At 35.2% G+C, this 26,273-nt stretch carries 35 protein-coding genes; 24 read left to right on the forward strand and 11 right to left on the reverse strand.

Features of this window, described 5'->3' with window-relative positions; genetic code table 11:
- The first annotated feature begins 144 nt into the window (after positions 1–144).
- Positions 145–915 carry a TIGR01457 family HAD-type hydrolase gene (locus BLQ56_RS19290; protein ID WP_090858354.1) on the forward strand — a complete coding sequence of 257 codons (771 nt, stop codon included), beginning with the start codon at positions 145–147 and terminating at the stop codon, positions 913–915.
- A 305-nt stretch (positions 916–1,220) separates the two neighbouring features.
- On the opposite strand, the gene BLQ56_RS19295 is transcribed toward BLQ56_RS19290, so the two are convergent.
- Positions 1,221–1,718 (reverse strand): phosphatidylglycerophosphatase A family protein, encoded by a 498-nt coding sequence (locus BLQ56_RS19295; RefSeq protein ID WP_090858455.1) that lies wholly within the window; start codon positions 1,716–1,718, stop codon positions 1,221–1,223.
- Positions 1,719–1,985: 267 nt separating this feature from the next.
- Here BLQ56_RS19295 and yutH point away from each other — a divergent pair, with 267 nt between their 5' ends.
- The 4 genes from yutH to thrB all read left to right on the forward strand — a co-directional run bounded on the left by yutH (position 1,986) and on the right by thrB (position 6,515).
- Complete coding sequence (gene yutH / locus BLQ56_RS19300; protein WP_090858357.1) at positions 1,986–3,008, forward strand: spore coat putative kinase YutH; 1,023 nt, start codon at positions 1,986–1,988, stop codon at positions 3,006–3,008.
- Positions 3,009–3,250: 242 nt separating this feature from the next.
- Entirely contained in the window at positions 3,251–4,549 is a 1,299-nt protein-coding gene (locus BLQ56_RS19305; RefSeq protein ID WP_090858360.1) for a homoserine dehydrogenase, read from the forward strand.
- Positions 4,546–5,610: a threonine synthase gene (thrC, locus tag BLQ56_RS19310; protein ID WP_090858364.1), complete on the forward strand. Its 1,065-nt coding sequence runs from the start codon at positions 4,546–4,548 to the stop codon at positions 5,608–5,610. Before BLQ56_RS19305 ends, thrC begins: the two co-directional genes overlap by 4 nt.
- The gene (thrB, locus tag BLQ56_RS19315) at positions 5,607–6,515 is read left to right on the forward strand and encodes a homoserine kinase (RefSeq protein WP_090858367.1); all 909 of its coding nucleotides are present in this window, start codon (positions 5,607–5,609) and stop codon (positions 6,513–6,515) included. The genes thrC and thrB overlap by 4 nt, the downstream gene beginning before the upstream one ends.
- A 44-nt stretch (positions 6,516–6,559) precedes the next feature.
- Here the strand turns inward: thrB and BLQ56_RS19320 are convergent, their stop codons facing one another.
- Positions 6,560–6,799 carry a NifU family protein gene (locus BLQ56_RS19320; protein WP_090858369.1) on the reverse strand — a complete coding sequence of 80 codons (240 nt, stop codon included), beginning with the start codon at positions 6,797–6,799 and terminating at the stop codon, positions 6,560–6,562.
- A gap of 180 nt (positions 6,800–6,979) precedes the next feature.
- On the opposite strand from BLQ56_RS19320, the gene BLQ56_RS19325 reads away from it, so the two are divergent.
- Complete coding sequence (locus tag BLQ56_RS19325; protein WP_090858372.1) at positions 6,980–7,309, forward strand: YuzD family protein; 330 nt, start codon at positions 6,980–6,982, stop codon at positions 7,307–7,309.
- 34 nt (positions 7,310–7,343) lie between these two features.
- Here BLQ56_RS19325 and BLQ56_RS19330 read toward each other — a convergent pair whose 3' ends face one another.
- Positions 7,344–8,411 (reverse strand): NAD(P)/FAD-dependent oxidoreductase, encoded by a 1,068-nt coding sequence (locus BLQ56_RS19330; protein WP_090858375.1) that lies wholly within the window; start codon positions 8,409–8,411, stop codon positions 7,344–7,346.
- Between the two features lie 291 nt (positions 8,412–8,702).
- Here BLQ56_RS19330 and BLQ56_RS19335 point away from each other — a divergent pair, with 291 nt between their 5' ends.
- The 5 genes from BLQ56_RS19335 to BLQ56_RS19355 all read left to right on the forward strand — a co-directional run bounded on the left by BLQ56_RS19335 (position 8,703) and on the right by BLQ56_RS19355 (position 12,793).
- Positions 8,703–8,939, forward strand: coding sequence for a YuzB family protein (locus tag BLQ56_RS19335; RefSeq protein ID WP_090858378.1), 237 nt, complete (start codon positions 8,703–8,705; stop codon positions 8,937–8,939).
- Between the two features lie 141 nt (positions 8,940–9,080).
- Positions 9,081–9,938 (forward strand): diaminopimelate epimerase, encoded by an 858-nt coding sequence (gene dapF, locus BLQ56_RS19340; protein ID WP_090858380.1) that lies wholly within the window; start codon positions 9,081–9,083, stop codon positions 9,936–9,938.
- Positions 9,939–10,021: 83 nt separating this feature from the next.
- Positions 10,022–10,384, forward strand: coding sequence for a HesB/IscA family protein (locus BLQ56_RS19345; protein ID WP_090858383.1), 363 nt, complete (start codon positions 10,022–10,024; stop codon positions 10,382–10,384).
- A gap of 302 nt (positions 10,385–10,686) precedes the next feature.
- On the forward strand, positions 10,687–11,238 hold the full coding sequence (locus tag BLQ56_RS19350) for a sigma-70 family RNA polymerase sigma factor (protein ID WP_090858385.1): 552 nt from the start codon (positions 10,687–10,689) through the stop codon (positions 11,236–11,238).
- A complete protein-coding gene (locus BLQ56_RS19355; protein WP_090858388.1) occupies positions 11,231–12,793 on the forward strand; it encodes a hypothetical protein in 1,563 nt (520 codons plus the stop codon). The genes BLQ56_RS19350 and BLQ56_RS19355 overlap by 8 nt, the downstream gene beginning before the upstream one ends.
- 100 nt (positions 12,794–12,893) lie before the next feature.
- On the opposite strand, the gene yumC is transcribed toward BLQ56_RS19355, so the two are convergent.
- Positions 12,894–13,883: a ferredoxin--NADP reductase 2 gene (gene yumC / locus BLQ56_RS19360; RefSeq protein ID WP_090858390.1), complete on the reverse strand. Its 990-nt coding sequence runs from the start codon at positions 13,881–13,883 to the stop codon at positions 12,894–12,896.
- 435 nt (positions 13,884–14,318) lie between these two features.
- Between yumC and BLQ56_RS19365 the strand changes: the two genes are divergently transcribed.
- Complete coding sequence (locus tag BLQ56_RS19365; RefSeq protein WP_090858393.1) at positions 14,319–15,533, forward strand: NAD(P)/FAD-dependent oxidoreductase; 1,215 nt, start codon at positions 14,319–14,321, stop codon at positions 15,531–15,533.
- A 73-nt stretch (positions 15,534–15,606) separates the two neighbouring features.
- Here BLQ56_RS19365 and BLQ56_RS19370 read toward each other — a convergent pair whose 3' ends face one another.
- A complete protein-coding gene (locus BLQ56_RS19370) occupies positions 15,607–15,762 on the reverse strand; it encodes a DUF3934 family protein (protein ID WP_090858396.1) in 156 nt (51 codons plus the stop codon).
- Between the two features lie 172 nt (positions 15,763–15,934).
- Here BLQ56_RS19370 and BLQ56_RS23680 point away from each other — a divergent pair, with 172 nt between their 5' ends.
- From BLQ56_RS23680 to BLQ56_RS19380, 3 genes are all read left to right on the forward strand, one after another.
- Positions 15,935–16,057, forward strand: a complete 123-nt coding sequence (locus BLQ56_RS23680) for a YuiA family protein (protein ID WP_175490389.1) — start codon at positions 15,935–15,937, stop codon at positions 16,055–16,057.
- Between the two features lie 85 nt (positions 16,058–16,142).
- The gene (locus BLQ56_RS19375) at positions 16,143–16,466 is read left to right on the forward strand and encodes a YuiB family protein (protein ID WP_090858399.1); all 324 of its coding nucleotides are present in this window, start codon (positions 16,143–16,145) and stop codon (positions 16,464–16,466) included.
- 212 nt (positions 16,467–16,678) lie between these two features.
- On the forward strand, positions 16,679–17,383 hold the full coding sequence (locus BLQ56_RS19380) for a 3D domain-containing protein (protein WP_090858402.1): 705 nt from the start codon (positions 16,679–16,681) through the stop codon (positions 17,381–17,383).
- Between the two features lie 97 nt (positions 17,384–17,480).
- Here BLQ56_RS19380 and BLQ56_RS19385 read toward each other — a convergent pair whose 3' ends face one another.
- Positions 17,481–17,960, reverse strand: coding sequence for a divergent PAP2 family protein (locus BLQ56_RS19385; RefSeq protein ID WP_090858405.1), 480 nt, complete (start codon positions 17,958–17,960; stop codon positions 17,481–17,483).
- Between the two features lie 247 nt (positions 17,961–18,207).
- Here BLQ56_RS19385 and BLQ56_RS19390 point away from each other — a divergent pair, with 247 nt between their 5' ends.
- Complete coding sequence (locus BLQ56_RS19390; RefSeq protein WP_090858408.1) at positions 18,208–19,710, forward strand: leucyl aminopeptidase; 1,503 nt, start codon at positions 18,208–18,210, stop codon at positions 19,708–19,710.
- 62 nt (positions 19,711–19,772) lie between these two features.
- Here the strand turns inward: BLQ56_RS19390 and BLQ56_RS19395 are convergent, their stop codons facing one another.
- The gene (locus BLQ56_RS19395) at positions 19,773–20,378 is read right to left on the reverse strand and encodes a biotin transporter BioY (RefSeq protein ID WP_090858411.1); all 606 of its coding nucleotides are present in this window, start codon (positions 20,376–20,378) and stop codon (positions 19,773–19,775) included.
- 151 nt (positions 20,379–20,529) lie between these two features.
- On the opposite strand from BLQ56_RS19395, the gene BLQ56_RS19400 reads away from it, so the two are divergent.
- The 5 genes from BLQ56_RS19400 (at position 20,530) to BLQ56_RS24150 (ending at position 21,700) form a co-directional block, all read left to right on the forward strand.
- Positions 20,530–20,796, forward strand: a complete 267-nt coding sequence (locus tag BLQ56_RS19400) for a hypothetical protein (RefSeq protein ID WP_090858414.1) — start codon at positions 20,530–20,532, stop codon at positions 20,794–20,796.
- Positions 20,797–20,865: 69 nt separating this feature from the next.
- Positions 20,866–21,108, forward strand: a complete 243-nt coding sequence (locus BLQ56_RS19405; protein WP_420798184.1) for a YueH family protein — start codon at positions 20,866–20,868, stop codon at positions 21,106–21,108.
- Positions 21,109–21,223: 115 nt separating this feature from the next.
- Positions 21,224–21,376, forward strand: a complete 153-nt coding sequence (locus BLQ56_RS23685) for a hypothetical protein (protein ID WP_175490391.1) — start codon at positions 21,224–21,226, stop codon at positions 21,374–21,376.
- Between the two features lie 19 nt (positions 21,377–21,395).
- Positions 21,396–21,560, forward strand: a complete 165-nt coding sequence (locus tag BLQ56_RS23690; protein ID WP_175490392.1) for a hypothetical protein — start codon at positions 21,396–21,398, stop codon at positions 21,558–21,560.
- Positions 21,561–21,574: 14 nt separating this feature from the next.
- On the forward strand, positions 21,575–21,700 hold the full coding sequence (locus BLQ56_RS24150; protein WP_274380251.1) for a hypothetical protein: 126 nt from the start codon (positions 21,575–21,577) through the stop codon (positions 21,698–21,700).
- Positions 21,701–21,797: 97 nt separating this feature from the next.
- On the opposite strand, the gene BLQ56_RS19410 is transcribed toward BLQ56_RS24150, so the two are convergent.
- Positions 21,798–22,187: a YuzC family spore coat inner layer protein gene (locus tag BLQ56_RS19410; protein ID WP_090858421.1), complete on the reverse strand. Its 390-nt coding sequence runs from the start codon at positions 22,185–22,187 to the stop codon at positions 21,798–21,800.
- A 169-nt stretch (positions 22,188–22,356) separates the two neighbouring features.
- Between BLQ56_RS19410 and BLQ56_RS19415 the strand changes: the two genes are divergently transcribed.
- Positions 22,357–22,983: a DedA family protein gene (locus BLQ56_RS19415; protein WP_090858424.1), complete on the forward strand. Its 627-nt coding sequence runs from the start codon at positions 22,357–22,359 to the stop codon at positions 22,981–22,983.
- 65 nt (positions 22,984–23,048) lie between these two features.
- On the opposite strand, the gene BLQ56_RS19420 is transcribed toward BLQ56_RS19415, so the two are convergent.
- Entirely contained in the window at positions 23,049–23,222 is a 174-nt protein-coding gene (locus BLQ56_RS19420; RefSeq protein WP_090858426.1) for an asparagine synthase, read from the reverse strand.
- Positions 23,223–23,393: 171 nt separating this feature from the next.
- Between BLQ56_RS19420 and BLQ56_RS19425 the strand changes: the two genes are divergently transcribed.
- Positions 23,394–23,753 carry a hotdog fold thioesterase gene (locus BLQ56_RS19425; RefSeq protein WP_090858458.1) on the forward strand — a complete coding sequence of 120 codons (360 nt, stop codon included), beginning with the start codon at positions 23,394–23,396 and terminating at the stop codon, positions 23,751–23,753.
- 259 nt (positions 23,754–24,012) lie between these two features.
- Here BLQ56_RS19425 and BLQ56_RS19430 read toward each other — a convergent pair whose 3' ends face one another.
- On the reverse strand, positions 24,013–25,239 hold the full coding sequence (locus BLQ56_RS19430; protein ID WP_090858429.1) for an ROK family transcriptional regulator: 1,227 nt from the start codon (positions 25,237–25,239) through the stop codon (positions 24,013–24,015).
- Between the two features lie 154 nt (positions 25,240–25,393).
- Positions 25,394–25,879, reverse strand: a complete 486-nt coding sequence (locus tag BLQ56_RS19435) for a CotY/CotZ family spore coat protein (RefSeq protein ID WP_090858432.1) — start codon at positions 25,877–25,879, stop codon at positions 25,394–25,396.
- A 206-nt stretch (positions 25,880–26,085) separates the two neighbouring features.
- On the opposite strand from BLQ56_RS19435, the gene BLQ56_RS19440 reads away from it, so the two are divergent.
- On the forward strand, positions 26,086–26,273 hold a 188-nt coding region (locus tag BLQ56_RS19440), incomplete at its 3' end, for a hypothetical protein (protein ID WP_175490393.1).

Below are 26,273 nucleotides of genomic sequence, written 5' to 3' on the forward strand. Positions count from 1 at the left end.
GGACGCGGTGTGTATTCAGCCAGCGGCTTTAAAAGTAAGAATCTATACGAGAACAGTCTTTTGTTTAAATAGTAAAAAAATCTTCACAATATATCTTGAACAGAGAAACACTAATCAGGTTAAACTAAGACAAGAGGTGAAAAAATGAAAAAATATAAAGGTTATTTAATTGATTTAGACGGAACGATGTATAAAGGAACAGAAAAAATAGAAGCAGCAAGTGATTTTGTGAAAGCATTAGCTGAAAAACAAATCCCATATTTATTTGTAACAAACAACTCTTCAAGAACACCTGAACAAGTAGCTGAAAAATTAACTGAATTCGATATCCCAACTACAAAAGACCATATCTTTACGACTAGTCAAGCCACTGCAAATTTTATATCAGGGAAGAAAAGCAATGCATCTGTCTATGTTATTGGTGAAGAAGGAATTAGAGACTCTATAGTAGAAAAGGGTTTACAGATTAATGACATGAATCCCGAGTTTGTAGTGATAGGAATTGATCGTGAGATTACATATGAAAAGCTTTCCATTGCGTGTCTTGCAGTAAGACAAGGGGCAACCTTCATCTCTACTAACGGAGATATCGCCATTCCTACTGAGAGAGGACTTTTACCTGGAAATGGTGCTCTTACATCAGTCATTACAGTATCAACCGGTGTACAGCCCATCTTCATTGGGAAACCAGAATCAATTATTATGGAGCAAGCACTTAAAGTAGTAGGCACAAGCTTAGAAGACACATTGATGGTTGGGGATAATTACGATACCGATATTATGGCAGGAATGAACACAGGACTAGACACACTACTTGTACATACAGGAGTCACCACAGTAGAAATGCTTCAATCAATCGAGCGAAAACCAACCTACACAGTAGGAAGTCTAGAAGAATGGATAGAAAAGATGTAAGAGTCATTCAAAAATACACTTATCTTGTTAATAGCCTCGAACGAACTGAATTTTTACTAGGGAATCATTAGAGGGTTAAACACTCAGTTCTTGGAATGAGCGGAGAGCCACTCAACTCCTGCGGGATGCACGGGGCAAAGTGAGACCCCACAGGAGCTCGCGACGAGGAGGCTCACTGCACCGCCCGCGGAAAGGGCGTGGCTCGCAGCGATTGGAAAGTTCTCTAACCGATCTTCGAGATAACACAAAAATAAAAATCCAGGTACCAAATATTGGTCCTGGATTTTATTATTGAATGTGAAAAATCACTCTGTATTTGCTGCCCGATGTGCTAATCGACTAGAAGCTGCTGCAGCAACTGCTCCAACTAAATCATCTAGAAAAGTATGACACCCAGCAGATTTATCATTTAATCTTTCAAGAATGCCAGGTTTTTTCTTATCAATGTACCCATAATTTGTAAAACCAATTGATCCATATACATTTACAATTGAAAATGCAAGGACTTCATCTACTCCATATAAGCCTTCATCTGCTTTAATAACAGAAAGAAGGGGTTCCTCTAATAAATTTTTCTCAGCAAGGACATCTAATTGAATTCCAGTGATGATTGCATTCTGAACCTCTCTTTTTGACAACACTCGATTCACATTCTCAATACAATCTTCCATCTGTAAATCAGGATGGTATTTACTTTGAAGATAATATACCAGGTCAGCGATATCCTGAATGGCTACTCCTCTTTCTTCTAACCAGTTTCTAGCCTTTAACTCTATTGGATCCATACTTCTATTTTCTGACATTTTTTCACCCAATCTCGACGTTTTTTATAGTACTTTTCCTCTTTCGTTACTTATCGCACAATAGCTCTCCAAATCTATTCCAGTGTTTAGAATTCCCTAGTGTATTAAAAAGATTACCTAAAGAAAGGATGGAATATTAATTAAAACGTAGGAAAAAGTGTATATCTTCATATTAGCCGAATTTTTTGTATATATTCTTAAAAGTGATAACTTTGATGAAGATATTGTATTTTAACAAATCCATCTTAAAATGCTGGAGGGAACTGAATGGATACTGAGATTTCGGAGAGTTATGGTTTGCAATATCGTAAAACAGAAAAGTTTGGAGACTTTAAAGCTTTTAGATATAGAAATATACTATATACTATTGTGCCTTGTGGATTTTTGGAACAAGAAGAAGTCATTGAATTGAAGCAACTAAGTGATTATATGATACAAAAAGGTGAATCAAGAGTCGGTCTTATTGTCCCTACAAAGGAAGGACAACTAACGGCAATTATTAATAATCAACCATGTATGATTATTAGATGCCCTAGAAAAACGCAATATCGTGAGAACTTAACGGGTAGGGAGCTTGCAATTTTTCATCAGCGAGGAAGAACATTTCCTTATAAACTAACAAAATGCAATCGAATTGGTCAGTGGAAGAACTTATGGGAAAAAAGAGTCGATCAGATGGAAATGTTCTGGAGAGAAAAGGTAAGTCAACACCCAAGTAATGAGTTTGAAAAAAGATTTATTGAATCCTTCCCATATTACTTAGGATTGACTGAGAATGCGATTCAATATTTAGTGGATACAGAGATGGATGATTATCCATCACTAGTTGATTCAGCAACTGTCTGTCATCATCGATTAACTGAACAATTGTGGCAAGAAATTAATCATGTTGATTTTCCACATTCCTGGGTATTTGATCATAGTAGCCGGGACCTTGCTGAATATAGTAGAGATCAGTTTTTGACAGATTATAAAATGGATCAAAATAAGTGGAATCATTTTTTAAATGAATATAACCAAATGTCACCTTTAACATCTTTTTCATGGAGACTCCTGTATGCAAGAATATTATTTCCAATTCATTATTTCGAAACAATTGAAGGATACTATTTAACGAAGTCAGAAGTTAAAAAAATGTCATATGAAAACCAATTGAACAGACATCTTGATCACTCTACAAAATACGAAGACTTTTTAGTCTTAATGAATGAATATATTAAAAATAACAATAGGAGCTTACATGCACCAAATGTCAATTGGTTGACAAAAGAATATCGCTCTAAATTCTAGGAGTGCGCTTTTGCACTCTTCTTTCATTTGTCTAAGTGGATATAAAAATCAATCATATGTTATAATAAATTTTTTCTTATTATTTGAAAGTTTTAAAAAAATTCAATTGTTTTTTTAGAATATTACTATTATTTTAGAAATAAGTGACAAAACACCCTTGTAAAAAGCGCAAAATCTATCTATAATGTCCTTTATAGGTAAACAAATGTATTTCTGGAGAATACAGTAAGGGGAGTGAAGAAATGAAGAGCATCGGAGTTGGACTTTTAGGATTAGGAACAGTTGGCACAGGTGTGGTGAAAATTATAAAAAACCATCAGGATAAACTGATGCACCAAATTGGTTGTCCAATTGAAGTGAAAAAAATCCTAGTTAAGAATGTAAATAAGGAGCGGGAAGTCGAAATTGATCCTAGTATCCTTACTACAAATATTAATGATGTGATTGAACATCCTGAAGTTGATGTTGTCATAGAAGTAATGGGTGGAGTAGAAGAAACAAAAAAGCATCTTTTAGCAGCTCTTCGTAATAAAAAGCATGTTGTTACAGCTAATAAAGATTTAGTAGCTGTATATGGTTCGGAAATTCATGCTTGTGCGAGTGAGAATCGCTGTGATTTCTATTATGAAGCAAGTGTAGCGGGCGGTATTCCTATTTTAAGAGGATTAGTAGATGGATTAGCATCTGACAAAATCACAAAGCTAATGGGAATTGTGAATGGAACAACGAATTTTATCCTTACAAAGATGAGCAAAAACGGAAGTCCTTATGAGGAGGTACTTGCAGAAGCCCAAAGCTTAGGTTTTGCCGAAGCAGACCCAACCTCTGATGTGGAGGGATTAGATGCCGCAAGAAAAATGGCGATTCTTTCTACATTAGGATTCTCGATGAATATAGATTTAAAAGATGTCTCAGTAAAAGGGATATCCCAAATTACAGAAGAAGATTTGAATTACAGTAAACGCTTAGGATATACAATGAAACTAATAGGAATCGCAAAACAGGATGGAGAAAAGGTAGAGGTAAGTGTCCAACCTACTTTATTACCTGATGAGCATCCACTGTCAGCCGTAAATGATGAGTACAATGCAGTTTATGTGTATGGAGAAGCAGTCGGTGAAACAATGTTCTATGGTCCGGGAGCTGGTGGTTTACCAACAGCTACAGCAATCGTATCTGACTTAGTAGTTGTTATGAAGAATATGAGACTTGGAGTGAATGGAAGAACAATTGTTTCACCACAATATGAGAAGAGTTTGAAAGAAAACTCAGAAATATTTTCTAAATACTTCCTAAGAATCCATGTAAAGGATCAGGTTGGTTCATTTGCAAAAATCACGACAATCTTTTCAGAACGTGGTGTAAGCTTCGAGAAAATATTACAATTACCATTGAAAGAAAAAGATCTAGCTGAAATCGTAGTAGTTACTCATACAGCTTCTCTTAAGGATTATGAGGAGATTCTACAGCAGCTAAGTGATAGTGATGTTGTTTCACAAGTTAAGAGTTCGTATCGTGTTGAAGGGGATGACGTACAATGAAATGGAATGGTTTAATAGAGGAGTTTGAGGAATTCCTTCCTGTAAATGAAAATACACCAAAACTGTCGCTAAATGAAGGGAATACCCCTTTAATTAAGCTACACAATTTATCTGAGCAATTTGGAATTGAACTATATGTTAAGACTGAAGGAACGAACCCAACTGGATCTTTCAAGGATCGTGGAATGGTTATGGCTGTTGCAAAAGCGAAAGAGGAAGGAAGTAATACAGTTATTTGCGCATCAACTGGGAATACCTCTGCAGCTGCAGCAGCTTATGCCGCAAGAGCTGGAATGCGTTGTATTGTTGTTATTCCTGATGGGAAAATTGCAATGGGTAAGCTAGCTCAAGCTGTTATGTATGGAGCAGAGATTTATGCCATTCAAGGAAACTTCGATGAAGCTTTAAAAATTGTTCGTAAAATCAGTGAAAAAACACCAATTTCATTAGTTAATTCAGTGAATCCGTATAGAATCGAAGGGCAAAAAACGGCAGCATTTGAAGTGGTTGCTCAACTAGGTGGAAAAGCTCCAGATGTATTAGCTATTCCAGTTGGAAACGCGGGTAACATTACTGCGTATTGGAAAGGTTTCAAAGAGTACAATGAGAAGTATGGATCAGGACTTCCTAAAATGCATGGATTTGAAGCAGAAGGTTCAGCTGCAATTGTAAGAGGTGAAGTGATTGAAAATCCTGAAACAATTGCAACTGCGATTCGAATTGGAAATCCGGCAAGCTGGGAATATGCTGTTAATGCACAAAAGGAATCCGGTGGTCTGATTGATGAAGTAACAGATGAAGAGATTATAGAAGCTTATAAGCTTATTGCTACTAGAGAAGGTGTCTTCGCTGAACCTGCTTCTTGTGCGTCACTTGCTGGTGTAATCAAGCATTTAAAACAAGGGAAAATTAGCAAAGGATCTACAGTTGTTGCGGTTCTAACTGGAAATGGTTTAAAAGATCCTACAACTGCTATTGATGTGAATGAGATTAAACCTGTTGTTCTGCCAAGTGATGAGGATGTTGTATTCGAGCATATTAAAGGAGTCGTTCTACAATGAACGACGGAAAAATGTTTCAAATTAAGGTCCCAGGTAGCACAGCGAACTTAGGACCCGGATTTGACTCAATTGGACTTGCTGTTAACCGTTATTTAACCTTAGTTGTAGAGCCAAGTGATGAATGGCAGTTTATACCTCTGTCAAAGGAAGTTGAAGACATCCCAACTGGCAAAGACAACTTCGTTTATCGTATTGCTGAACAGGTTGCTGCTAAGTATGATCAAGTATTACCACCTTGTAAGGTGAAAATGACAAGTGATATTCCTCTTGCCCGTGGTTTGGGAAGTAGTGCTGCTGCAATTATTGCAGCGATTGAGCTTGTTGATCACTTATGTGGTTTAACTTTATCTAAGCAAGAAAAGCTTCGCCTATCAAGTGAATTTGAGGGACACCCTGACAATGTTGGAGCTTCATTATTTGGAGGACTTGTTATAGGGAGTCATCGTCAGGATGGAACAGATCTTGTTCAACTGAACGATGTAGAGATGGACATAGTAGTAGTCATTCCACGCTATGAAGTCATGACTAAGGAAGCAAGAGCTGTTCTACCTACAGAATACTCAAGGCAAGATGCGGTTGCAGCTAGCTCAATTAGTAATGTATTAGTAGCAGCATTAGCAACAAAGAACTGGGATTTAGCTGGGAAGATGATGGATCTTGATTTATTTCATCAACCATATCGACAAGGGCTTATCCCAGATATGAATGATATTGTAAAGGCTGCGAAACTCTCTGGTGCATTTGGAGTGGCCTTAAGCGGGGCAGGACCAACGGTTATTTGTTTTGCAGAAGCAGGGCAAGCAAAATCGATTGTAAAAACACTTGCACCATTATTTGGTCACTTTATTGTAGATGAGTTAAGAATAGAGAAAAACGGTAGTCAGGTATCATCATTGGTTTTATAGATATGAAAAAAGCGAAACCTCGGAAGGTTTCGCTCTTCTTATAATTAGAATACTTGCTCTACTTCAAGGATTCCAGGTACTTCTTCTAGTAATGCTCTTTCAATACCAGCTTTAAGTGTGATCGTTGAACTTGGGCAGCTACCACACGCACCTAATAAACGAAGTTTTACAATTCCTTCTTCTACATCTACTAATTCACAATCCCCACCATCACGAAGTAGGAACGGACGAAGTTTATCTAATACTTCTTGAACTTGTTCTTTTTGGCTCATTTCTACAGTCATTTATATCTACTCCTTTCCATACTTATATTATACTGACTTTAAAGGAAAAAATCTATTCTCTGAATCGATTACCAGTTACTAATTAATACAGTTGAACAATCCTTAACATACATTGTAGTGTTTATTTTACCATATATTTTGTAAAATAGAATAAAAGCTTGCTAAGGAGCGATCCATTAAATGAAAAGTATTGAATTAATTGTATACGGCGCAGAGGTATTGTGTCCAAGTTGTGTAAATTTACCTTCTTCAAAAGAAACTTATGAATGGCTAGAAGCGGCTGTTAGTCGAAAATTTCCAAATCAACCTTTTACCATTACCTATGTAGATATCTACAATCCACCAAGTGATGATGGGAATAAAAAGCAATTTGCCGAAAGAGTAATTGAGGAAGATTTGTTTTACCCAGTTGTAGTGATTGAAAATGAAATTGTTGGTGAAGGGAACCCAAAATTAAAAACCATTTATTCAGAAATGGAGAAGTTTGGTTATCACGCAGTGGAAATCTAGTCATAAAAAAAAGGCGGAAATCCCGCCACAATGTTCACCCATTATGATACTTATACATCCATAGAACACCTGATTTTAACAATCGAGGTACTCTGCCTAGAATTGGTCGATCTGCAACAAGTCCAAACCCATGTTTTTTACCTAAAGAGCCTAGTACTCCTTTTAGCTTAATCGCTGGGAATTCCGAAGGCGGTTCTTCATTATTCCAGCGTTTAAGAAGTACTTGAACAATTTGTTCCGCTTGACCCTCAGCTAGCTGTGCACTTGGAGCGTGTGGGAGGCTCGCACAATCACCCACAACATACACATGTTCATTTGTAGGGAGATTATGTTGTTTTGTTAAAACAACTCTTCCTTGGACATCCTTATCGACATTTAACTGTTGGACAATCCGGCTTGGTTGAATGCCAGCTGTCCACACGATAATATCAAACTCATTCGGTGTATCATGATTAAATAGGAGATTAGGTTCAACCTTTGTGATATTAGCGCCATTGATAATCGTAATATTTCTTTCTGTAAACCAATTTTCTACATAGTTACTAAGCCTTTCAGGAAACATAGAAAGAATATGCTGGCCACGATCAAACAATGATATATTAAGGTCCGGCCGACTTTCGTTTAACTCACTAGCAAGCTCAACACCGCTTAAACCAGCACCGACAATGGCCACTTGTGAACCAGGGGCTAAATTATTTAGTTTTTGATACGTATGCCTAGAGTTATCAATTGATTGAATACTATAAGTGTTCTCTTTCGCACCAGGTACATTATGATATTTGTCCTCACAGCCGAGCCCAATAATTAAATCATCGTAAGCGACAGGATCTTTCCCATGAAGGTGAACTAGATTATTTTCAAAGTCTATACTTGTAACTTCCCCATATTTAATGTTTAAACGATCATGTTCAGGAAAGGATACACGTACATGTTGATCAGAAATGGTACCAGCAGCAAGAGCGTAATATTCTGTCTTTAAACAATGGTAAGGAACCCTGTCAATCAGCGTTATTTCTATATCTTCAGGCAATTGATTTGGTAAGAGTTTTTGTAAAACACGCATTCCACCGTAACCGCCACCGAGTATAACTAGATTCTTCATGTGAATTTCCCCTTTTATCTGTATGGTTTCGATTTCATCACATCTTAAATGGTTATAAATATTTAGGTATAATAATGTTATTCTAATTACTAATAAATGATTAATATTAAGGTGATTTTAAGTAAATAAGTTGCTCATATAAATAGAAAACCTTTTCAAAATGACATTAAAAGTATAGCTAATTTATGACGAAATAACAACAATTTTATTGAGGTGTTTAGGATAGGCCTATCATTTGACGAAATTGTCTAAAAAGGGTAGGATATTGAGGCAGGTAGAGAGGTGATAACGATGCAACCAATCATTGAATTTTGCATAAATAATTTAGCAAGTGGTGCTCAAAAGGCATTAGAAAAACTTGAAAAAGACCCTAATTTGGATATTATCGAATATGGTTGTCTTAGCTATTGTGGGAAATGTGCAAGGACATTATTTGCACTTGTAAATGGTGAGATCGTTACTGGTTCTACACCTGATGAGCTAGTCGATAACATATATCAATTTTTAGAGGATAATCCAATGTTCTAACCATAAATAAAAAAGCTGTCCCATAGTGCTTTGCACCAGGGCAGCTTTTTTTATTGTAAATATACAATAGGGGATAAATATCATTGTTAACATTTATTTAAAACTTTATACTAATGAAAAGAATAATTTTTGGAGGAGAACATGAGAAGTTTTAATTTCACTAAAATGCACGGATTAGGAAATAATTATATATATGTTGATATGTTTAAAGAAACTTTACTTGAGGAAGAGCTTTCAAGAATTGCTGTAGAAGTATCTAATATTCATACAGGAATTGGATCAGATGGGATGATTCTAATTTGTCCTTCTGAATCTGCCCCGGTTAAGATGCGTATTTTTAATAATGATGGTTCAGAGGGGAAAAACTGTGGAAATGGTTTAAGATGTGTTGCCAAATATGCATACGAGAATAAATTAGTAACAGAAGAGAAGTTTTTGATTGAGACACTTTCAGGCTTAGTTGATGCAGAGGTTAAACTTGAAGATGGAGAAGTAAACACTGTAACGATTAATATGGGAAAACCCAAGTTGAATAGAGCGAGTATTCCTATGATAGGTGATGACAAGGAACAAGTTTTAAATGAAAGTATTACATTCAACGATGAGAAGTTGTCAATGACTACTGTTTCAATGGGTAATCCACATGCCATTTTTTACGTTGAAAAAATTAGTGATGCACCAGTAACCACATTAGGTCCAATCATTGAAAAGGATGAGAGATTTCCTGAAGGTGTGAATGTTGAATTTGTGGAAGTAGTAAGTGAAAATGAACTCCACTTTCGAGTGTGGGAGCGTGGATCAGGGGTCACTCAAGCTTGTGGAACTGGGGCATGTGCAGCAGTAGTATCTTCTGTGTTAAATGGTAAAACAAAGCGGAATACAGAGACCATCGTCCATTTAGCTGGTGGAGATTTGTTGATAAACTGGCAGGAAAATGAAGAGGTATTAATGACTGGCCCTGCTCAGGTTATTTGTAAAGGAATCTTTTACTACTCGTAATGTAAGTAAGATTATTTGAGTGTTGATCTTATTGACATTATACTTATAATATAAAAATCATTTTAAATAGGAGGGAAGAAATAATGGACAATATCTTAACAATTACAGAAGCAGCAAGTTTACAAATTAAAGATATGATGAAGGAAAATGGTGAGGAGTCATCGTTTCTACGTGTAGCTGTTAAAGGTGGCGGGTGTAGCGGACTTTCCTATGGTATGGGATTTGAGGAAGAAACGAGCGAACTGGATTTTGAATTAGAACAACATGGACTAAAAGTGTTAGTTAATAAAGAAGATGCACCTGTTCTAAAAGGTGTTGTGATTGATTTTAAAGAATCAATGATGGGTGGAGGATTCACCATCGATAACCCTAACGCTGTTGCGTCATGTGGTTGTGGTTCATCATTTAAGACAGCTACCAACGCTGGTACGCCTGAAGAGTGTTAAGGTTTAGGTTACTGAATTAGGTTGGTAGGGGTTATGAATTACATGGTGATTTTGAGTGTAAACAATCATGAAAATGTATAATCACAACCCTGAATGTACCAAATCAAGGTTGTGATTACATGCCTTCTCGGTAGTAAATGTTTAATAAAACATTACTATTTGAGGAGGATTTTTTATGTCTTTAAATTACGGGTAAGAAAGTGAATCTTTTGTGATGTTACAAAAAACGCCAAACTAAATAATAATTATGCAACCATCCCTCTTCAGTACCGTCTAAAGTATGTATGAAAGGGGGGGGGAAGATGTTAGAGAAAAAGAAGAGTGATTATATGAATGTAAATTATTTGAACAAGGAAGAAACGATTGAGTGGTTAATGAATGAGTATGGAAAAAGTGTTGTACGGTTAGCGTTTACTTTTGTGAAAAAAGAACAGTTAGCTGAGGATATTGCACAGGAAGTTTTCATTAAATGTTATCAGAAGTTGGATACTTTTCGAAACGAATCTTCTTATAAAACATGGATTTATAGTATAACAGTAAATTTATGTAAGGATAAGTTAAGGAGTTGGAGTTTTAGGAACATTATTTTAACTGAGTTTTTCTCAAATAGTAAGAATAACAATACTCCAGAGTCTGAATTAATGAATCTAGAAATGAAAAGGGACTTATCAATTAATCTATTGGCACTGCCAATTAAGTATCGTGAAGTTATTATTTTGTACTATTACGAGGAACTCACCTACAGCCAAATATCAGACTTGTTAGATATTAGTATGCAAACCTTAAAATCTAGATTACATCGAGCCAGACTCTTGTTGAAAAAAAGGATTGAAGGAGGCAGAAATGATGGATGATAGGTTAAAACATTTGAAAGAAAATATGGATAATACAGTTTTTAAAAATCTAGAATTTCGGGATATAAACAAGAATGAAGTAAGGAAAGTTATCTACAATTCAAAAAAAAATAAAAGGATGAAAAATCTGATTCCACGTATTTTGAGTCTTGGATTTTATCTTATTTTTATAATTGGAATAAGTTATTTTAGTTTAGAAAATTTAGGGTTTATCCAAAATGAAAAGCCATTATTTATTCAAAGTAATAAAAATGAGTCAAATTCAAATAATGAGGAAAATAATGACACGGTATATACACCTCCAAAACAAGTTGAAAACTACGATGACATGTCGAAAGATGCCATTTTAAATAAACTATTGAATTCCCTAGATAACTTTGAAAGTGCTTCTGGTAAGTTTGAGACATATAATAAATATTATGATAACTCCACAAGTAAATTTAATCTCGAATATATAATTAGTCTAAAGAAAGTAATGGGTGGTTATGAAAAAATCATAAACATCCCTGATGAGAGTATACCAGGTGCGGAAACGATGACTCACGAATATTTCTATAATAATGAAACAAGGTGGGATCTAGATAATGATAGAATGACCTATGTTACTAATGATTATGAAATCACACCAAAAAGGGAACCTGTTAAATCAGAGGATGTATTTTCAATACCAATAAATAAACTATACGATTCAAAAGAAAAATTCAGAGAAAGACCAATTGGAAATTCTGGAATGTCTTTGTTTAATTACGAGATGATAGCAAAATATTTAAGGTTTAATAACCTTTGGAGTATTGAGAAGCAAAATGAAGAGTTGCTTGGTCATAATACAATTGTTTTATACGGAGATATAGATAAAAGTATTGTTGATTCTTCGCAGCCTGATGAGAATAGCTTCCGTTTTTGGGTGGATAAGGATACTGGCATATTAGTAAAGTATGAAATTTACAATGGAAAAGGTGAAATAATAAGTTATCTCCACCCAGAAAGCTTATCCGTAAATGTTCCAATTGATTTAAATCAATTCTTACCAAATTTAGATAATTATAATGAAAGGAAAATAGAGGGACTAACATTTAAAGACCCAAATGAGAAAGATATTGAGGTTATCGAACATGCCGATGCAATCGTTGAAGAGGTTGAGGTTGTATTGAATATATTGCGTTCAAAAGTACCTTTTCTTTACGAATTTTCAAATCCAAAATTACAAATTTTTTCAGCAAGTTTAGAAAAATATAAAGAGTTCAATCAGGCGTATTTAACATATACTTATAAAAAAGATGGAAAAGAAATTGGTTATATATATGTTAGAACTTATCATAAGGATGCAGTTGTGAGTTCATTAAGAGATTTTAATAAAGAAAAAGGTAATGAAATTGATTCTTTCACTTTAAATGGAGTTAATTGGATGATGTTTGAAATCAAGAATGAACCCAATGCTTACTTAATTGGAACTTCGGGAGAGTATATGTATGAAGTATTTAATCAAGGTGAAATTTCATTTGAAGAAACAAAAAGCTTGTTAGAATCATTTAAAAAGAGTGCTTCTAAACAATAAAAGCTTGCTGTAATTGTATATATAAAATTACAGTGTTAATCAATAAAGAATAAAGGCCGCCTTAGCAAACACTAAGAACGGCCTTTTTTCTTGTATTATTTTAGAACATGCTTGAACTATGAAGTGGTTGGATTTTTGCTTTTGGATCAATATATGATTTCGCATTGTTTACAGCTGTAGGTGCTTCTCCAAAACCAGAAGCAATTAGCTTAACTTTACCTTCATATGTTGAGATATCTCCAGCAGCATAAATACCAGGGACATTTGTTTCCATTTTAGAATTAACAACGATTGAGTTCTTTTCAATTTCAAGACCCCATTCTTTAATTGGACCTAATGATGAAACAAAACCAAAGTTCACAATTACTGCATCAACATCAACAATCAATTTGTTTTCACCTTTTACCTCATCTAAAATCACTTGTTCAATCTTATCTTCACCCACTAATTCAACAGGTACATAAGGAGTAAGAACTTCTACTTTAGAGTTCATTAAGTTTTCTACACTATGCTCATGAGCACGGAATTTATCACGGCGATGTGTTAGGTAAACTTTTTCAGCGATAGGCTCAAGCATCATTGCCCAGTCAACTGCAGAATCACCACCACCGCAAACTAAAACTTTTTGTCCTGCAAATTTATTAAGATCATCAATGAAGTAATGAAGATTTTTTCCTTCATATTGTGTCGCTGTTTCTAATTCGAGCTTACGTGGCTTAAAAGCACCATTTCCAGCAGTGATAATAACCGTTTTTGTGAAATGGATTTCACTATTCGTTGTTAGCTTGAAAACACCATCTGCTTGCTTCTCTACTGTGTCAACCGATTGCTCAAGACAAATAGTTGGGTCGAACTTCGCCATTTGTTCTTTAAGATTATCAATTAGTTCTTGGGCACGTATCTTTGGAAAACCTGCTACATCATAAATATACTTTTCTGGATATAAAGCCGATAACTGGCCACCAAGTTGTGGAAGACTTTCAATGATTTTCACGCTTGCTTGTCTCATACCACCGTAAAATGCAGTGAAAAGTCCAGCTGGGCCTCCTCCAATAACTGTTATGTCATAAACCTTTTGATCTTCTTTCATCTAAATACCCCCTGTTGAATAAATACGATTCCTTCCAGTAAGAAACCTATTAAATTTTCATATAAAATCTATAATATCATAATTTTCTTATTTTATCTCTTATAGAATTGTTGAAAAATAGAGAAAATGATGAAATGTGAATAAATATTGTCAGAAATATTGTAATTATTATGAAACTTTAGTATTTAACTTGATTTTTTCATACGAAATGCTAAATCTGTATTGTTTTACTTGAAATGAGTAACAAAAAATAATAATATATAATATAGCCATTGTAATTATATTTTATGACATATTTCGACGTAAACTCGTGGTGTTCTTCGTGAAGAATATCACAATCTTTTTGTGCAAATAAAAAGAGAAAAAGAGGTAGATGCTAAAGGTATCTAACACTCTGATTAATTTAAAAAATTTATAAAAGTGGATGTGATTCGGTTGAATAAACCAAAAATCGTTATTTTAGGTGCAGGATATGGTGGTCTAATGACTGCTACAAGATTACAAAAATCATTGGGAGTAAATGAAGCAGAAATCACGCTAATTAATAAAAATGATTATCATTATGAAACTACATGGTTACATGAAGCGTCTGCAGGAACATTACATCATGATCGAGCGCGTTATAAAGTAGAAACTGTTATTGACCGTAGCAAAGTGAAATTTGTAAAAGGAACTGTAACAGGAATTGATAAAGAAAATAAAGTTGTAAATTTAGTTGAAGGTGACTATCAGTATGATTTCTTAGTGTTTGCACTTGGTGCAGAGAGTGAAACATTTGGAATTAAAGGTCTTAAAGAGCATGCTTTCTCTATTTCAAATATCAATTCAGCACGTCAAATTCGTGAGCATATAGATTATCAATTTGCTACTTATGCAACTGAAGAAGAAAAGCGTGAAGACCGTCTAACAATTGTTGTAGGTGGAGCTGGTTTTACTGGAATCGAATTCCTAGGTGAATTAGCTAATCGTATTCCAGAGTTATGTAAGGAATATGATGTAGACCATAATAGTGTACGTGTAATCTGTGTTGAGGCTGCTCCAACAGCATTACCAGGATTTGATCCAGAGCTTGTTGATTATGCTGTTAATCATCTTACAAGTAGAGGGATTGAATTTAAAATCGGTACAGCTATTAAAGAAGCAACAGAAACAGGTATTATTGTTGGTAAAGATGAAGATATAGAAGAAATTAAAGCTGCTACTGTTGTTTGGGCTGCGGGTGTTCGTGGAAGTAGTTTAATTGAAGCAGCTGGCTTTGAAGCTATGCGTGGCCGTGTAAAGGTTGACTCTAACTTAAGAGCACCAGGACAAGATGATGTATTTATTATTGGTGACAGTTCCCTTGTTATTAATGAAGAAGTTAATCGTCCATATCCACCAACTGCTCAGATTGCAATGCAACAAGGTGAAACATGTGCGAAAAATCTAACAGTCCTTGTTCGTGGTCAAGGCGAATTAGAAGACTTTACACCAGATTTAAAAGGGACAGTTTGTTCTCTTGGTGAGCATGACGCAATTGGAGTAGTATTTGGTAAAAAGGTTACTGGTTCAACAGCATCATTTATGAAGAAAATGGTTGATAATCGTGCATTGTTCATGATTGGTGGACCATCACTTGTTCTTAAAAAAGGTAAATTTAACATATTATAATAGTAAAAGGCGTTCTCAATCAACATTTGAGAACGCCTTTTAAATTTCGCAGTCAGTTTTTGTATTAATTCAATCAATCATTGCTATCTTTTGAAGTTTCTGAAGTTTTTGTGCGTTTACTTGTGTATGGTTTGGCGCTTTTAGCTTTATTAGCACCAGCTTTCCAACGTGTCCATCCTTTTTTTCCGGTACCTCTGCCAGTACCACCTTTAGCTTTTGCTTTACTCATATAATCACTCCATTAATTAAGCCTTCTTCCTAAGATAACACAACTTAGTATATGTAAGGAAGGTTCGTAGTAATTAAGGCGTTTTTTAATATACTCTCACAATTATTATCTTTTCAACAATAAAAAAAACTGTTATAATTATCTGAAAATTAAGATTTAAGGAGAGATAATCATGTATAGTCAACAACCAATAAAAAATGACTGTCCTTATTGTAATGGAAACGGCTATTTTCAATTACTTCTTGGTGGATCCGAGACTTGTTCATCTTGCTTGGGAACAGGAAAAAATAAATGAAAAGTTATATTTACCTTTAATATAAATTGACTCATTCAAGGACATTTTAGTACACTATGAATGTGTGTACAGGAGGTGAAGAGTCATGCCTATGAGTTTACCCGTCTTATTAATTTCAATTGTTTTATTTTTTGTCTTATTTTTTGGAATCGGATTCCTTCTAAATATGTTATTACGTATGACATGGATTATGGCCATCATCTATCCTATAGTATCAATATTTATCATTCAAGACGTAAGGTTTATTGATTATTTTAGAGAACCATCCTCATCATTTGCATTATTAGGAGATAAGATTGTTTCTCTTGCTATAGCTGATATCACTATATTGATTAGTGGTTTACTAGGTGCAATCACTTCCGGACTTGTAATTAGATTACTTAGATCCAAAGGGTATCAAATGTTTTAAGATTTCCAAATATTACTAGTTACCAAGATTTTCACTAACTATGGTGAAAGTCTTTTTTTTTTGTAGAAAATTGTACGTTTTCGTTGATTGGAAAGCACACACCTGGAGTGCAAATCAACCTCTCAGTTCAACAACCGCAAAAATTTTTTTACCTTTTCACGAATAATTTTCTATCAATTAGGAAATTAATAGATTCGTGAGAGGAGTGAAAAATGAATATGATAAATACAATAATTAGAAGAAGTATCATGTCATTTTTATTTGTTGTAGCATTACTTACAACATTTCAATCAATTTCAAATGTAAACGCGATGGATTTATCTGATTGGATTAATGATTATAAATACGGTGCCGAAAGCACACAAAGGGTGAAAGATAACACAAGTAAACATATTAATCTTTCCACCAAAGTCTTAAATGTTGCTAGTGTAGAAAAAACATTAATTTCATCAAGTGATGAGGTAAAAAACAATCTTACTATTGAGGATATCTATGATTGGACAAAATATCCAAAAGAAACCGTAACAGCAACTGGTTATACAGCTGGAGTTGAATCAACAGGCAAGTCACCGAATCATCCTGGTTACGGTATTACCTATTCTGGTGTGAAAGTAAAAAGGGACTTATATTCCACTGTTGCTGCAGATTTAAATGTATTCCCTATCGGAACGATTCTTTGGATTCCGGGATATGGATTTGGAGTCGTGGCTGATAAAGGTGGTGCAATTAAGGGCAATAAGGTTGATCTTTATTACGAAACTGTTGATGATGTTTACAATCAATGGGGTAAAAAGACACTTGATGTTTATGTTGTAGAAAAAGGCAATGGCAAATTAACTGAGCAGGAATTAGCCAATTTAAATAATAATGAATCAATGCAAGTATTTAGACAACAATATATAGGTTCAAAAAGCTAAAATAAAAAACTGACCGAGTGAAGAATTACCACTGCTTGGTCAGTTTTATTTTGTTCAATTATCTATTTACAAATAACAAGTAATAATTAGTAATAGATTATAAAGCAAACAAAAAGTGAAGGAATAGCGTAAGTAAGATACCAGTAATTGCACCAAAGAAAACTTCGATGGGTTGATGACCTAATAATTCTTTTAATTCTTTTTGTTTTTCTTTTTCATCTAGCTTTGGCCACATTTTAGCTTCTTCCATGAAACGGTTAAAGTCGATGACAAGCCTATTAAGAACAGTAGCTTGTTCTCCTGCATGACGTCTTACTCCTGTTGCATCAAACATAACAATAATAGCAAATACTGTTGCAATTGCAAAAAACGGTGAACCTAGACCCTCTTCTATTGCAATTCCGGTGCATAAGGCAGTAACCGCGGCAGAGTGGGAGCTTGGCATTCCGCCAGTACTTGTAATTAAAGACCAATCCAATTTTCTAAATGCGATAAATTGAATGGGGACTTTTACAAACTGAGCAAATCCAATTGCCGCGAGTGCTGCCCATAACGGAAAGTTTGTTAGTAGATCCATTGCAATACTTCCTTTCATTTTGACTAATGTATGGATGTGAATGTTTTACAATAAATAAATCGTTATCCATCTAGTTTTCAAATATTATGGTTAGTATTATAACATAATATGTTGTCTAGGTTATTGTTCGGGGTTTGACATCACCATATGTGTAACTTTACCCTTTATCATGGAAAATAGAACTTAGAAACTCGAAATAAATTACTTATTCTTATATAATGTAGATATAAAACTGGAGGTGGAATCATTGTTTATAGTTGAAAATGGATTTGACTTTTCTCGTAATGATGAGGCATTAATTATTGGGCTTTTTGAAAAAAGCAAAAAGCTTGAAGGAATAATAGGTGAACTGGATTCACAATTAAATGGTCAGATTTCTAAGTTATTAGAGGCTGGGGATCTTTCTGCAAGAAAAAAAACAATTACGAAAATACATACTTTAGGAAACTTGAACATAAAACGTTTAATTTTTATTGGTCTTGGGAAAGAAACAGAACTAACATTTGAAGGGCTTTGTGAATCCCTTGGCAAAGCGACAAAATTGATTCATTCATCAAAAATTGAACAGTTCTCAGTGTTACTTGATACATTAGTAACTGAAAATCTTGATAGCTTAGATTGTGCACATGCACTTGGAGAGGCAGTAACATTGTCTACCTATTGTTTTGCAGATTACAAGCAAAAATCAAACATCCCTGAGCATAGAATAAATAAAATAGCTGTACTGACAAATGAAGTGATTAAAGAAGTTGAAGCAAGTATAGAAGTCGGTGTTGCATTTGGAAAAGGGACAAATACTGCTAGAACATTAGTCAATCTGCCGGGAAATATGTTAACTGCAACAGACTTAGCGAATCACGCGCTTGAACTGGCGAAAAAGTATGATTTTGAGGCAGAGATTTTAGATAAAGAAGAGATGGAAAAGCTAGGAATGGGTGCCTTGTTGGCAGTTAATAAGGGATCTGCAGAACCTCCAAAGATGATTGTATTAAAATACCAAGGTAAAGATTCATGGGAAGATGTCATAGGCTTAGTTGGAAAAGGAATCACTTTCGATACAGGTGGTTATTCAATCAAACCAAAGGATGGAATCGTAGGGATGAAAGCTGATATGGGTGGAGCTGCTTCAGTACTAGGAGCAATGGAAGTCATTGGTGAGCTTAAGCCTGAACAAAATGTTGTTGCGGTCATTCCATCTACAGATAATATGATTAGTGGAGATGCCTTCAAACCTGATGATGTGATCACGTCTTTAAATGGTAAAACAATCGAAATTTTAAATACGGATGCTGAAGGAAGGTTAGCCTTAGCTGATGGAGTAACCTATGCTAAGCATCATGGAGCAAAGGTTTTAGTAGATGTTGCGACATTAACAGGTGGGGTGATAGTAGCGCTGGGTAATGACATAACTGGTGCTATGACAAACAATGAAGAATTATTTGAACAAATACTTGAAGCATCCAATGAAGCGGGTGAAATGATCTGGAGGCTGCCGATCACTGAAAAGCATAAAGAAAGAGTTCGTAAAAGTAGGGTGGCAGACTTAAATAATTCTCCAGGACGAGATGGTCATGCAATATTTGCAGGGACTTTTATTGGAGAGTTTGCAGAAGACACACCATGGGTACATCTTGATATTGCTGGTACTGCTACAACAACCTCAGATTACGATTTAGGTACTCCTGGTGGAACCGGAGTTATGGTTCGCACATTAGCAACCTTTGTTGAATGTTATACTTCAACTAAATAAGATTTTAAAAGAGCTTCCATAATAATGGAGGCTCTTTTAAAATGTGTGAATTCAGTCTCGTTTCATGCGACGGACTTATTATTCGAACTCGTAACTTTCTTGGTCGCATGGTAGATTCTTGGGGCAATGAACGCGCCAAATGCGGTGAAAATTATGTCCTTTACTGCAAACCACAGCATAACAAGCCATGCTGCACCATAGCTCATATCAATGTTTAACCACAGGTTTAATGAGAGGAACATATAGTTTGTACCTATAAGATAAATCATGATAATTCCAACAAATGATGCTGTCACAAACAGTGTCGTAGTTGGTTTTCTGCTTGATTCAATAATCTTACCGACAATATAGGCAGTAGGAATATAAGATAAAATAAATCCACCAGTGCTTCCAATTAATACACCTAGTCCACCAGAAAATTCAGCAAATACAGGTGCTCCAGCCAACCCTACAAACATATACACTGTCATAGATAAAGCTCCTAATCGACTCCCCAACAATAAGCCAGCCAAAATAGCAAAGAATGGCTGCATGGATAAAGGTACATTTGCTACCTGTAAAAAGGGAGCCCAGGAAGTAATATTTGCTCCAATGGCCATTAAAGCGACAAACATCCCAGCTAGTGTTAAATCGATTGTTCGAAATTGTGTTTTTTTAACCGTCGTCATATTTATGTAAACCTCCTAAAGATATTGGTTAACAAAAATAATAATATAGATTCTGCGCCAATGTCAACCTATATTGCTTTTTGGATAACAAAAAAGCCAAGTTATATTCTCTCTCTAAAGAATATATATAATAAAAGAGGAGGAATGAGTCTTGGAACAATTACTTGGAATTGAATACACGGCGTATGTCGCTCTTGCTGTTTTGTTATTTGCAATAAGACAAGCAACAGGCATTTCAAACCGCTATATACCACTGACTGGTGTGATCCTTGGTATAGCTTTTGCAATGTTGAAACATGAAACATTTAACTATGATGTATTACTAGAAGGGATTCGGTATGCGTTATATGGGGTTGGGACGGTAGCAACCATAAAATATACCTTCGTGAAAAAAGTGTTTGATGAACGATCAGAATAAAGTCCTGACCATTAGAACTTGTCTACTTTTTGTTATATAATAAAGGTACAAAAGATTTGAAGGTGATTAATGTTGAAAATTAGAAAAGCAATGATAAATGAAACAACAGAAAGTGTTTTTATTTATGAAAATAAAAAGGAAGAATATACATTAGTAGCGATTCCATCCATTCAGTGGTCAACAATTATCCAATATGAGGAAGAGACAGCTGTAATAAGGGATCGAGTACATCGCTCTCTTGTTAAGGTATTAGATGAAGATACAGCTAGTCTTACAACGAATAAGATAACCCACTGGGTTCGAGAAATGTAAAAACTTGATAATAAAAAGGACATTTATAAAAAAGTGTCTTTTTTTTTGTCTTTTTTTAGTAGCATGAAAGTAAAAAATTATGGAATAAATAATAGTAAGAGGAGGTTTACTTTACATGTACAATGATAAAAAAGTAGAAAATTCATTAATAGAACAATTAACTCAAGAAGAACATGTAAATCAATTAGATCCAGAAATGGATTTGCGTAATGTTAATTTCGCAACTGGCGAAAATAAATACCTAACTGAAAATCCAGACATTATATAAAAGAATTGAAGGTGCCGGTATGTTTAACAAACGAAGTACGGAACTTGATGAAGTAAAAGCAGCAAGTAAACGTGGTGCAAAGGAAGATATATTGCATGTCAGTTTATTTGATGAAGGATATGATCTTCGATATGGAAACAACAATAATTTAAAGCAAAAAATAGATGAAAACGATAATGCTTAATAAAGGAGTTTGAAATGGCAAAAGACGAAAAATTAAATGAAGAGGCTGCTATGAATAACAACCTTACAGCAGCTACCTATCGAAAAAATAAGACTGTAGATAAACAGGGTGGATATGATCAAAAAGGCTTGAAAAAGTAGAATTATAAGCTGTCTCTCAGTTAAGGTCACTTATTATGGGGCTACACTTTCGAGACAGCGTCTTTCTTTAACATTTCCTCATAAAATACTCTTCGCTTTAAGACCACTTTAAGGATAATGATAACTTACAACATTCAATTTGTTCAGTGCTTGCAGATAGAACAATCTTGATTCCATCAGGCGTAAATGAGATGGTTAATGGAGATGTAACTCCTACAGATTGAATTAACCTTTTTACTTCATTAGAGTTAGATTGCTGTGCTGCTGACATTATTTCCTTCGCATATTCTTCAGAGCTTGAAATTCTTTTGAAGATCAGACCACTTTCTTCAATGAGCTTTTGGGAAGCTTGTGCTGATTTTTGAAACATGGTTGTATCAACTGGAGGATAGGGTCTGTTTGAATTAGAAGGTGGAAAGTAAGAATGTCTATGCCAATAATAATAGGGAACGGTTGGGCTCTGACTTGTATAAAATTGGTCGTACAACGAAATCTCTCCTTTCTTATTCACTAATATATGTCTTAAGCTTAACTTGAGTACCTATATACATTTTAGAGGTGTTAAAAGTATGAATTTTGGATATATCATTATATAATTAGAAATATATTTTAAGATAAAACCTCGTCATTATTTCCAATGAGAAAGTAGGGGTAAAATGGAACTTGAGGCCATTATCAACCAAATTGAACAATATGGTTATTTCGGTCTGTTTTTGTGGTTATGGATTGGGGTATTGGGAATACCAATCCCAAATGAAATCATAACAATGTCGGTAGGGTATGCAGGTTCAGAAGAATTTCTTGATTCTTCTTATCTTTTTGGTTGTACATATTTAGGGTTACTTGCGGCAAATACAACCAGTTATGTGTTTGGACGAATAGCTGGAAAGCCCGTTATAAGTCTCCTTTCAAAGAGAAAGCGCTCAAAAAAATATATAGAAAAATCGATGTTACTTATAAATAAGTATAGAACTTTTTCGCTTGTCATGAGCTATTTCCTACCAGGGCTTAGAACAATGGTTCCGTTATTATTTGGTATAAGTGGCCTTAAATTTTTTAAATTTGCTACAATTTCATATACGACTATATTCATATGGACAACCATTTATTTTACACTTGGAAGACTACTTGGGGATAAAGTGTATATGCTGATGGATTCAGATTATCAGGTGCTGTTTTTTACCATTGTGACAGTCGGTTTAGCGTGCTTTGTATTCTGGAAATATTTGAAGTATAAACAAAAAATGAGGTTAAAACTTAGTGGAGAAGAAATGCATCACTAAAGGGACTGTCTCAATACTGGTGCCAGGCACCTAGAGACAGTCCTATTTGATGCCTTACGCATTTCTTACCGGCGGTGTTCTACAAGATCAATTGCACCTAAAACGATATGAGCGAGGCCGAAGCCGAAAATAGTGTTTGAAATCATAGGGTCAATTTTTCGATTTTGCTTAAGCATAAAACCAGTAGCGGTAACAGCTGTACCTAAGACTGTAGGGATTAATCCTTCTCGTCCATTCATTCGTTTCATTCCTCCAATTGTCGTGATAAAATTGATGCTATCACATCCTTCTTATTTTTCACCAAGTGAAATGACTTAAAAGCTGTATATATTGGAGTGCTATTCTTAGAATAAATATAGATTTATGGAGGCATCTTAGTGGGAAATCAACTAAATTTTACGAACACATTAATGGAAACCTTAGACATAAAAATCATTGAGTTATCAGAAGAAAAAGCAATTGCTACAATGCCTGTTGATGACCGAACACGACAACCGTTTGGAGTCTTACATGGTGGTGCTTCTGTAGCACTTGCAGAAACGGTTGCTAGTGTAGGAACATATCATTTGTTGGATAAGGAAAAAGAATATTGTGTAGGGCTTGAAATCAATGCAAATCATATAAAAGCAAAAAAAGAAGGTATTGTTAAAGCGGTCGCTACTCCGCTTCATAAAGGAAGAAAGACGATGGTATGGGATATTAAAATCGTCGATGAAAAAGAACAGTTAATTTGTGTTTCTAGATGTACGATGGCGATTATTTCTATTTAATAACAAGACCCCAAAAAGACAACCTGGTCCTTTTGGGGTTTTTTTAAAAGATAAGAAAGTATTAAAAATTTCGTACTCAGATTTGTGTCTAGCTCCAGCGCCTAGCCCCTCGGGGTCATAAGTCAAATCACTACGGAAAACAAGATTTCCTACGTGCTTCGCCTTATGCCTGTCGGGGCTGACCAAGGCGCTTACGCTTTTCTTAGTGTCTAGCTCCAGCGCCTAGCCTGTCGGGGCTGTACAGGCGCTTGTGCTTTTCTTATGATCCAATAGTTGAAGAAGGCGAAAAAAGATGTTCGAGAATTAAGGTAATGGCTCCAATTGCCGTTGCATAATCTTCAAATTTAGACACTCGAATTTCAGTCTTTTTAGCATCAAGTGTTAGTACTCGTTGTTCAATGGTCTCAATTAGACTATTTATGATGAAATCACCAGCTTTTGAGACTCCACCTGCAAGTACAATTTGCTGAGGGTTGATAATATGAATCAAATTAGTTAAACCAATTCCCAAATAACGACCAGTTTGTTGAAGAATTTCTTCACAAAGTTGATCCCCCTTTTGGGCGGCTTCAAATACAAGGCGACCATCAATTCGATCAAGGTCATTATTTATTAAATCTGTGATTATGCTTTTCTTCCCCAGTGATAACTCCCGTTTTACCCTTTCAGCAATTGCAGGTCCGGCAGCTACAGATTCAAGACAGCCGTAATTTCCACAGCTGCATTTTCCCCCACTAATATCAATGGTCATATGGCCAATCTCACCAGCTATAAAATGTTCACCATGGAATAATTTTCCGTTTATAATAATCCCTGCACCAATCCCTCTTCCAATATTAATGGTAATCGAGTGATTAGATGTTGTTCCATTACCAAACCACATTTCACCAAGTGCCATGACCCTTGCATCATTTTCAACAAAAACGATTGTATTGAAGGTGGCTTCTAATTCTTTCTTTAAAGGGATATTACGTAACTGAAGGCTAGGCGCGTATAATGCTTCTCCCAAATTTACATTCACAACACCATGCATTCCAATTCCAATCCCTATTAACTTTCTTGAATCTCCTTTATGAAAATCAATTATAACTCCCACCTGATGTTTGACCACTTCTAATAACCGTTCATTTGTAATCGGGAAGGGGATCGGCTCAATCGAGGAAGAGAGAATATTCCCCATCAAATCAGTTGATATACATCGCAAGTATTTTGGCCCAATATCGAGACCTATAAGATAGGAACCCTCTGAATTAATTGTAAGGAGTGTAGGCTTACGTCCACCACTAGACTCTCCTTGGCGAATTTCAACCACCATTTTTGATGAGAGTAGTTCTTTTACCATATTGCTAACAGTAGGAGGGGTCAATGTTGTCTCTTTTGCGATGTCTGCTCGAGAGATCGGACCATCTACTCGTATTTTATTCAAAATAATTGAGCGATTAAGAGATTTCATTAACTGAAAACTACCTCTTTGACCTTGCTGCATCCTATTTCCACCTTTTGTTATAAATTACTCATATTATAGCATAACTTTGTAAAGTTAATTTATTAATGGTAACGGTTTTTAGATGGTATTCAAACGTTTAGGATACAGCGGCAAATCACGAGGGCACTTAACACACAAAAGAAAAACTGCTATTTTAGTAACAGTCTTTCTTCTTAGGGTTGACCTGTACAAAAGAAGGGTCGAGGCATTTAATAGCACTATAACACTTCAACTCTACAAAAACACATTCTTTCGTTTCTGTGACATAATCAACTTTGCAAATTTGATCTAATTCAACCGAACCTGTGTCATCATCGTAAATGGGTTTGTTAGGTTTTAGTAATTGTAATTTTGCACAACAATTTTCACAATCAATGTCTACTACTTTAAAAAACACAGTGATAAAGCAATCATCGTCACCAAAATTACCCCAAGTAAAATATGGGTGTCCATATGGAGTTTGAAGAATAAACGGGACTGTATCGTATAGTAGTCTGTTTTCGTCTAAATCTTTTAAACAATGATGAAGAGCTGATTTTTTTGCTTCTTTTGCCTCTTCTTGTGCTAGTTTTATTTTCTCGAGTGTTTCACAAATACAGAAGGTCTTACACTCATCTTTCTTATAAAAAGAAGACGACATGCTTAGCTTCCTCCTTTCAACTAGTTATACTGTTAGGATATATTCCTTTTGACGAATCGGTGTTAGGCATATCATTTAATATTCATAGATAATTAGACTAATGTTTAAATTTGGGCATGGAAAACGTGTTATTTTACTTTCCTCTGGAGTATATCCGCATAGAATGTTGAGAGAATGTAGGATTTTTAAGCAAAAGAGGTGAATATATGTCATGTAATTGTGATGGTCATTGCAATTGTCCTGGTCCACCTGGATCAAGAGGGAAAAGGGGCAAAGAAGGCCCACCCGGCCCGGCAGGCCCACCCGGCCCAGCAGGTCCAAAAGGAAAAGAAGGCCCACCCGGTCCAGCAGGTCCAAAAGGAAAAGAAGGCCCGCCCGGTCCAGCAGGTCCAAA

Origin of the sequence: Litchfieldia salsa, from assembly GCF_900104555.1 — a bacterium.
Taxonomy (GTDB): Bacteria; Bacillota; Bacilli; order Bacillales; family Bacillaceae_L; genus Litchfieldia; species Litchfieldia salsa.

Bases quoted from the DNA above. Each gene is read 5' to 3' on its own strand.
- BLQ56_RS19290 (WP_090858354.1), top strand. From the start codon at position 145: ATGAAAAAATATAAAGGTTATTTAATTGATTTAGACGGAACGATGTAT.
- BLQ56_RS19295 (WP_090858455.1), bottom strand. From the start codon at position 1,718: ATGTCAGAAAATAGAAGTATGGATCCAATAGAGTTAAAGGCTAGAAAC.
- yutH (WP_090858357.1), top strand. From the start codon at position 1,986: ATGGATACTGAGATTTCGGAGAGTTATGGTTTGCAATATCGTAAAACA.
- BLQ56_RS19305 (WP_090858360.1), top strand. From the start codon at position 3,251: ATGAAGAGCATCGGAGTTGGACTTTTAGGATTAGGAACAGTTGGCACA.
- thrC (WP_090858364.1), top strand. From the start codon at position 4,546: ATGAAATGGAATGGTTTAATAGAGGAGTTTGAGGAATTCCTTCCTGTA.
- thrB (WP_090858367.1), top strand. From the start codon at position 5,607: ATGAACGACGGAAAAATGTTTCAAATTAAGGTCCCAGGTAGCACAGCG.
- BLQ56_RS19320 (WP_090858369.1), bottom strand. From the start codon at position 6,799: ATGACTGTAGAAATGAGCCAAAAAGAACAAGTTCAAGAAGTATTAGAT.
- BLQ56_RS19325 (WP_090858372.1), top strand. From the start codon at position 6,980: ATGAAAAGTATTGAATTAATTGTATACGGCGCAGAGGTATTGTGTCCA.
- BLQ56_RS19330 (WP_090858375.1), bottom strand. From the start codon at position 8,411: ATGAAGAATCTAGTTATACTCGGTGGCGGTTACGGTGGAATGCGTGTT.
- BLQ56_RS19335 (WP_090858378.1), top strand. From the start codon at position 8,703: ATGCAACCAATCATTGAATTTTGCATAAATAATTTAGCAAGTGGTGCT.
- dapF (WP_090858380.1), top strand. From the start codon at position 9,081: ATGAGAAGTTTTAATTTCACTAAAATGCACGGATTAGGAAATAATTAT.
- BLQ56_RS19345 (WP_090858383.1), top strand. From the start codon at position 10,022: ATGGACAATATCTTAACAATTACAGAAGCAGCAAGTTTACAAATTAAA.
- BLQ56_RS19350 (WP_090858385.1), top strand. From the start codon at position 10,687: ATGTTAGAGAAAAAGAAGAGTGATTATATGAATGTAAATTATTTGAAC.
- BLQ56_RS19355 (WP_090858388.1), top strand. From the start codon at position 11,231: ATGGATGATAGGTTAAAACATTTGAAAGAAAATATGGATAATACAGTT.
- yumC (WP_090858390.1), bottom strand. From the start codon at position 13,883: ATGAAAGAAGATCAAAAGGTTTATGACATAACAGTTATTGGAGGAGGC.
- BLQ56_RS19370 (WP_090858396.1), bottom strand. From the start codon at position 15,762: ATGAGTAAAGCAAAAGCTAAAGGTGGTACTGGCAGAGGTACCGGAAAA.
- BLQ56_RS23680 (WP_175490389.1), top strand. From the start codon at position 15,935: ATGTATAGTCAACAACCAATAAAAAATGACTGTCCTTATTGTAATGGA.
- BLQ56_RS19375 (WP_090858399.1), top strand. From the start codon at position 16,143: ATGCCTATGAGTTTACCCGTCTTATTAATTTCAATTGTTTTATTTTTT.
- BLQ56_RS19380 (WP_090858402.1), top strand. From the start codon at position 16,679: ATGAATATGATAAATACAATAATTAGAAGAAGTATCATGTCATTTTTA.
- BLQ56_RS19385 (WP_090858405.1), bottom strand. From the start codon at position 17,960: ATGGATCTACTAACAAACTTTCCGTTATGGGCAGCACTCGCGGCAATT.
- BLQ56_RS19395 (WP_090858411.1), bottom strand. From the start codon at position 20,378: ATGACGACGGTTAAAAAAACACAATTTCGAACAATCGATTTAACACTA.
- BLQ56_RS19405 (WP_420798184.1), top strand. From the start codon at position 20,866: ATGTTGAAAATTAGAAAAGCAATGATAAATGAAACAACAGAAAGTGTT.
- BLQ56_RS23685 (WP_175490391.1), top strand. From the start codon at position 21,224: ATGTACAATGATAAAAAAGTAGAAAATTCATTAATAGAACAATTAACT.
- BLQ56_RS23690 (WP_175490392.1), top strand. From the start codon at position 21,396: ATGTTTAACAAACGAAGTACGGAACTTGATGAAGTAAAAGCAGCAAGT.
- BLQ56_RS24150 (WP_274380251.1), top strand. From the start codon at position 21,575: ATGGCAAAAGACGAAAAATTAAATGAAGAGGCTGCTATGAATAACAAC.
- BLQ56_RS19415 (WP_090858424.1), top strand. From the start codon at position 22,357: ATGGAACTTGAGGCCATTATCAACCAAATTGAACAATATGGTTATTTC.
- BLQ56_RS19420 (WP_090858426.1), bottom strand. From the start codon at position 23,222: ATGAATGGACGAGAAGGATTAATCCCTACAGTCTTAGGTACAGCTGTT.
- BLQ56_RS19425 (WP_090858458.1), top strand. From the start codon at position 23,394: ATGGAAACCTTAGACATAAAAATCATTGAGTTATCAGAAGAAAAAGCA.
- BLQ56_RS19430 (WP_090858429.1), bottom strand. From the start codon at position 25,239: ATGCAGCAAGGTCAAAGAGGTAGTTTTCAGTTAATGAAATCTCTTAAT.
- BLQ56_RS19435 (WP_090858432.1), bottom strand. From the start codon at position 25,879: ATGTCGTCTTCTTTTTATAAGAAAGATGAGTGTAAGACCTTCTGTATT.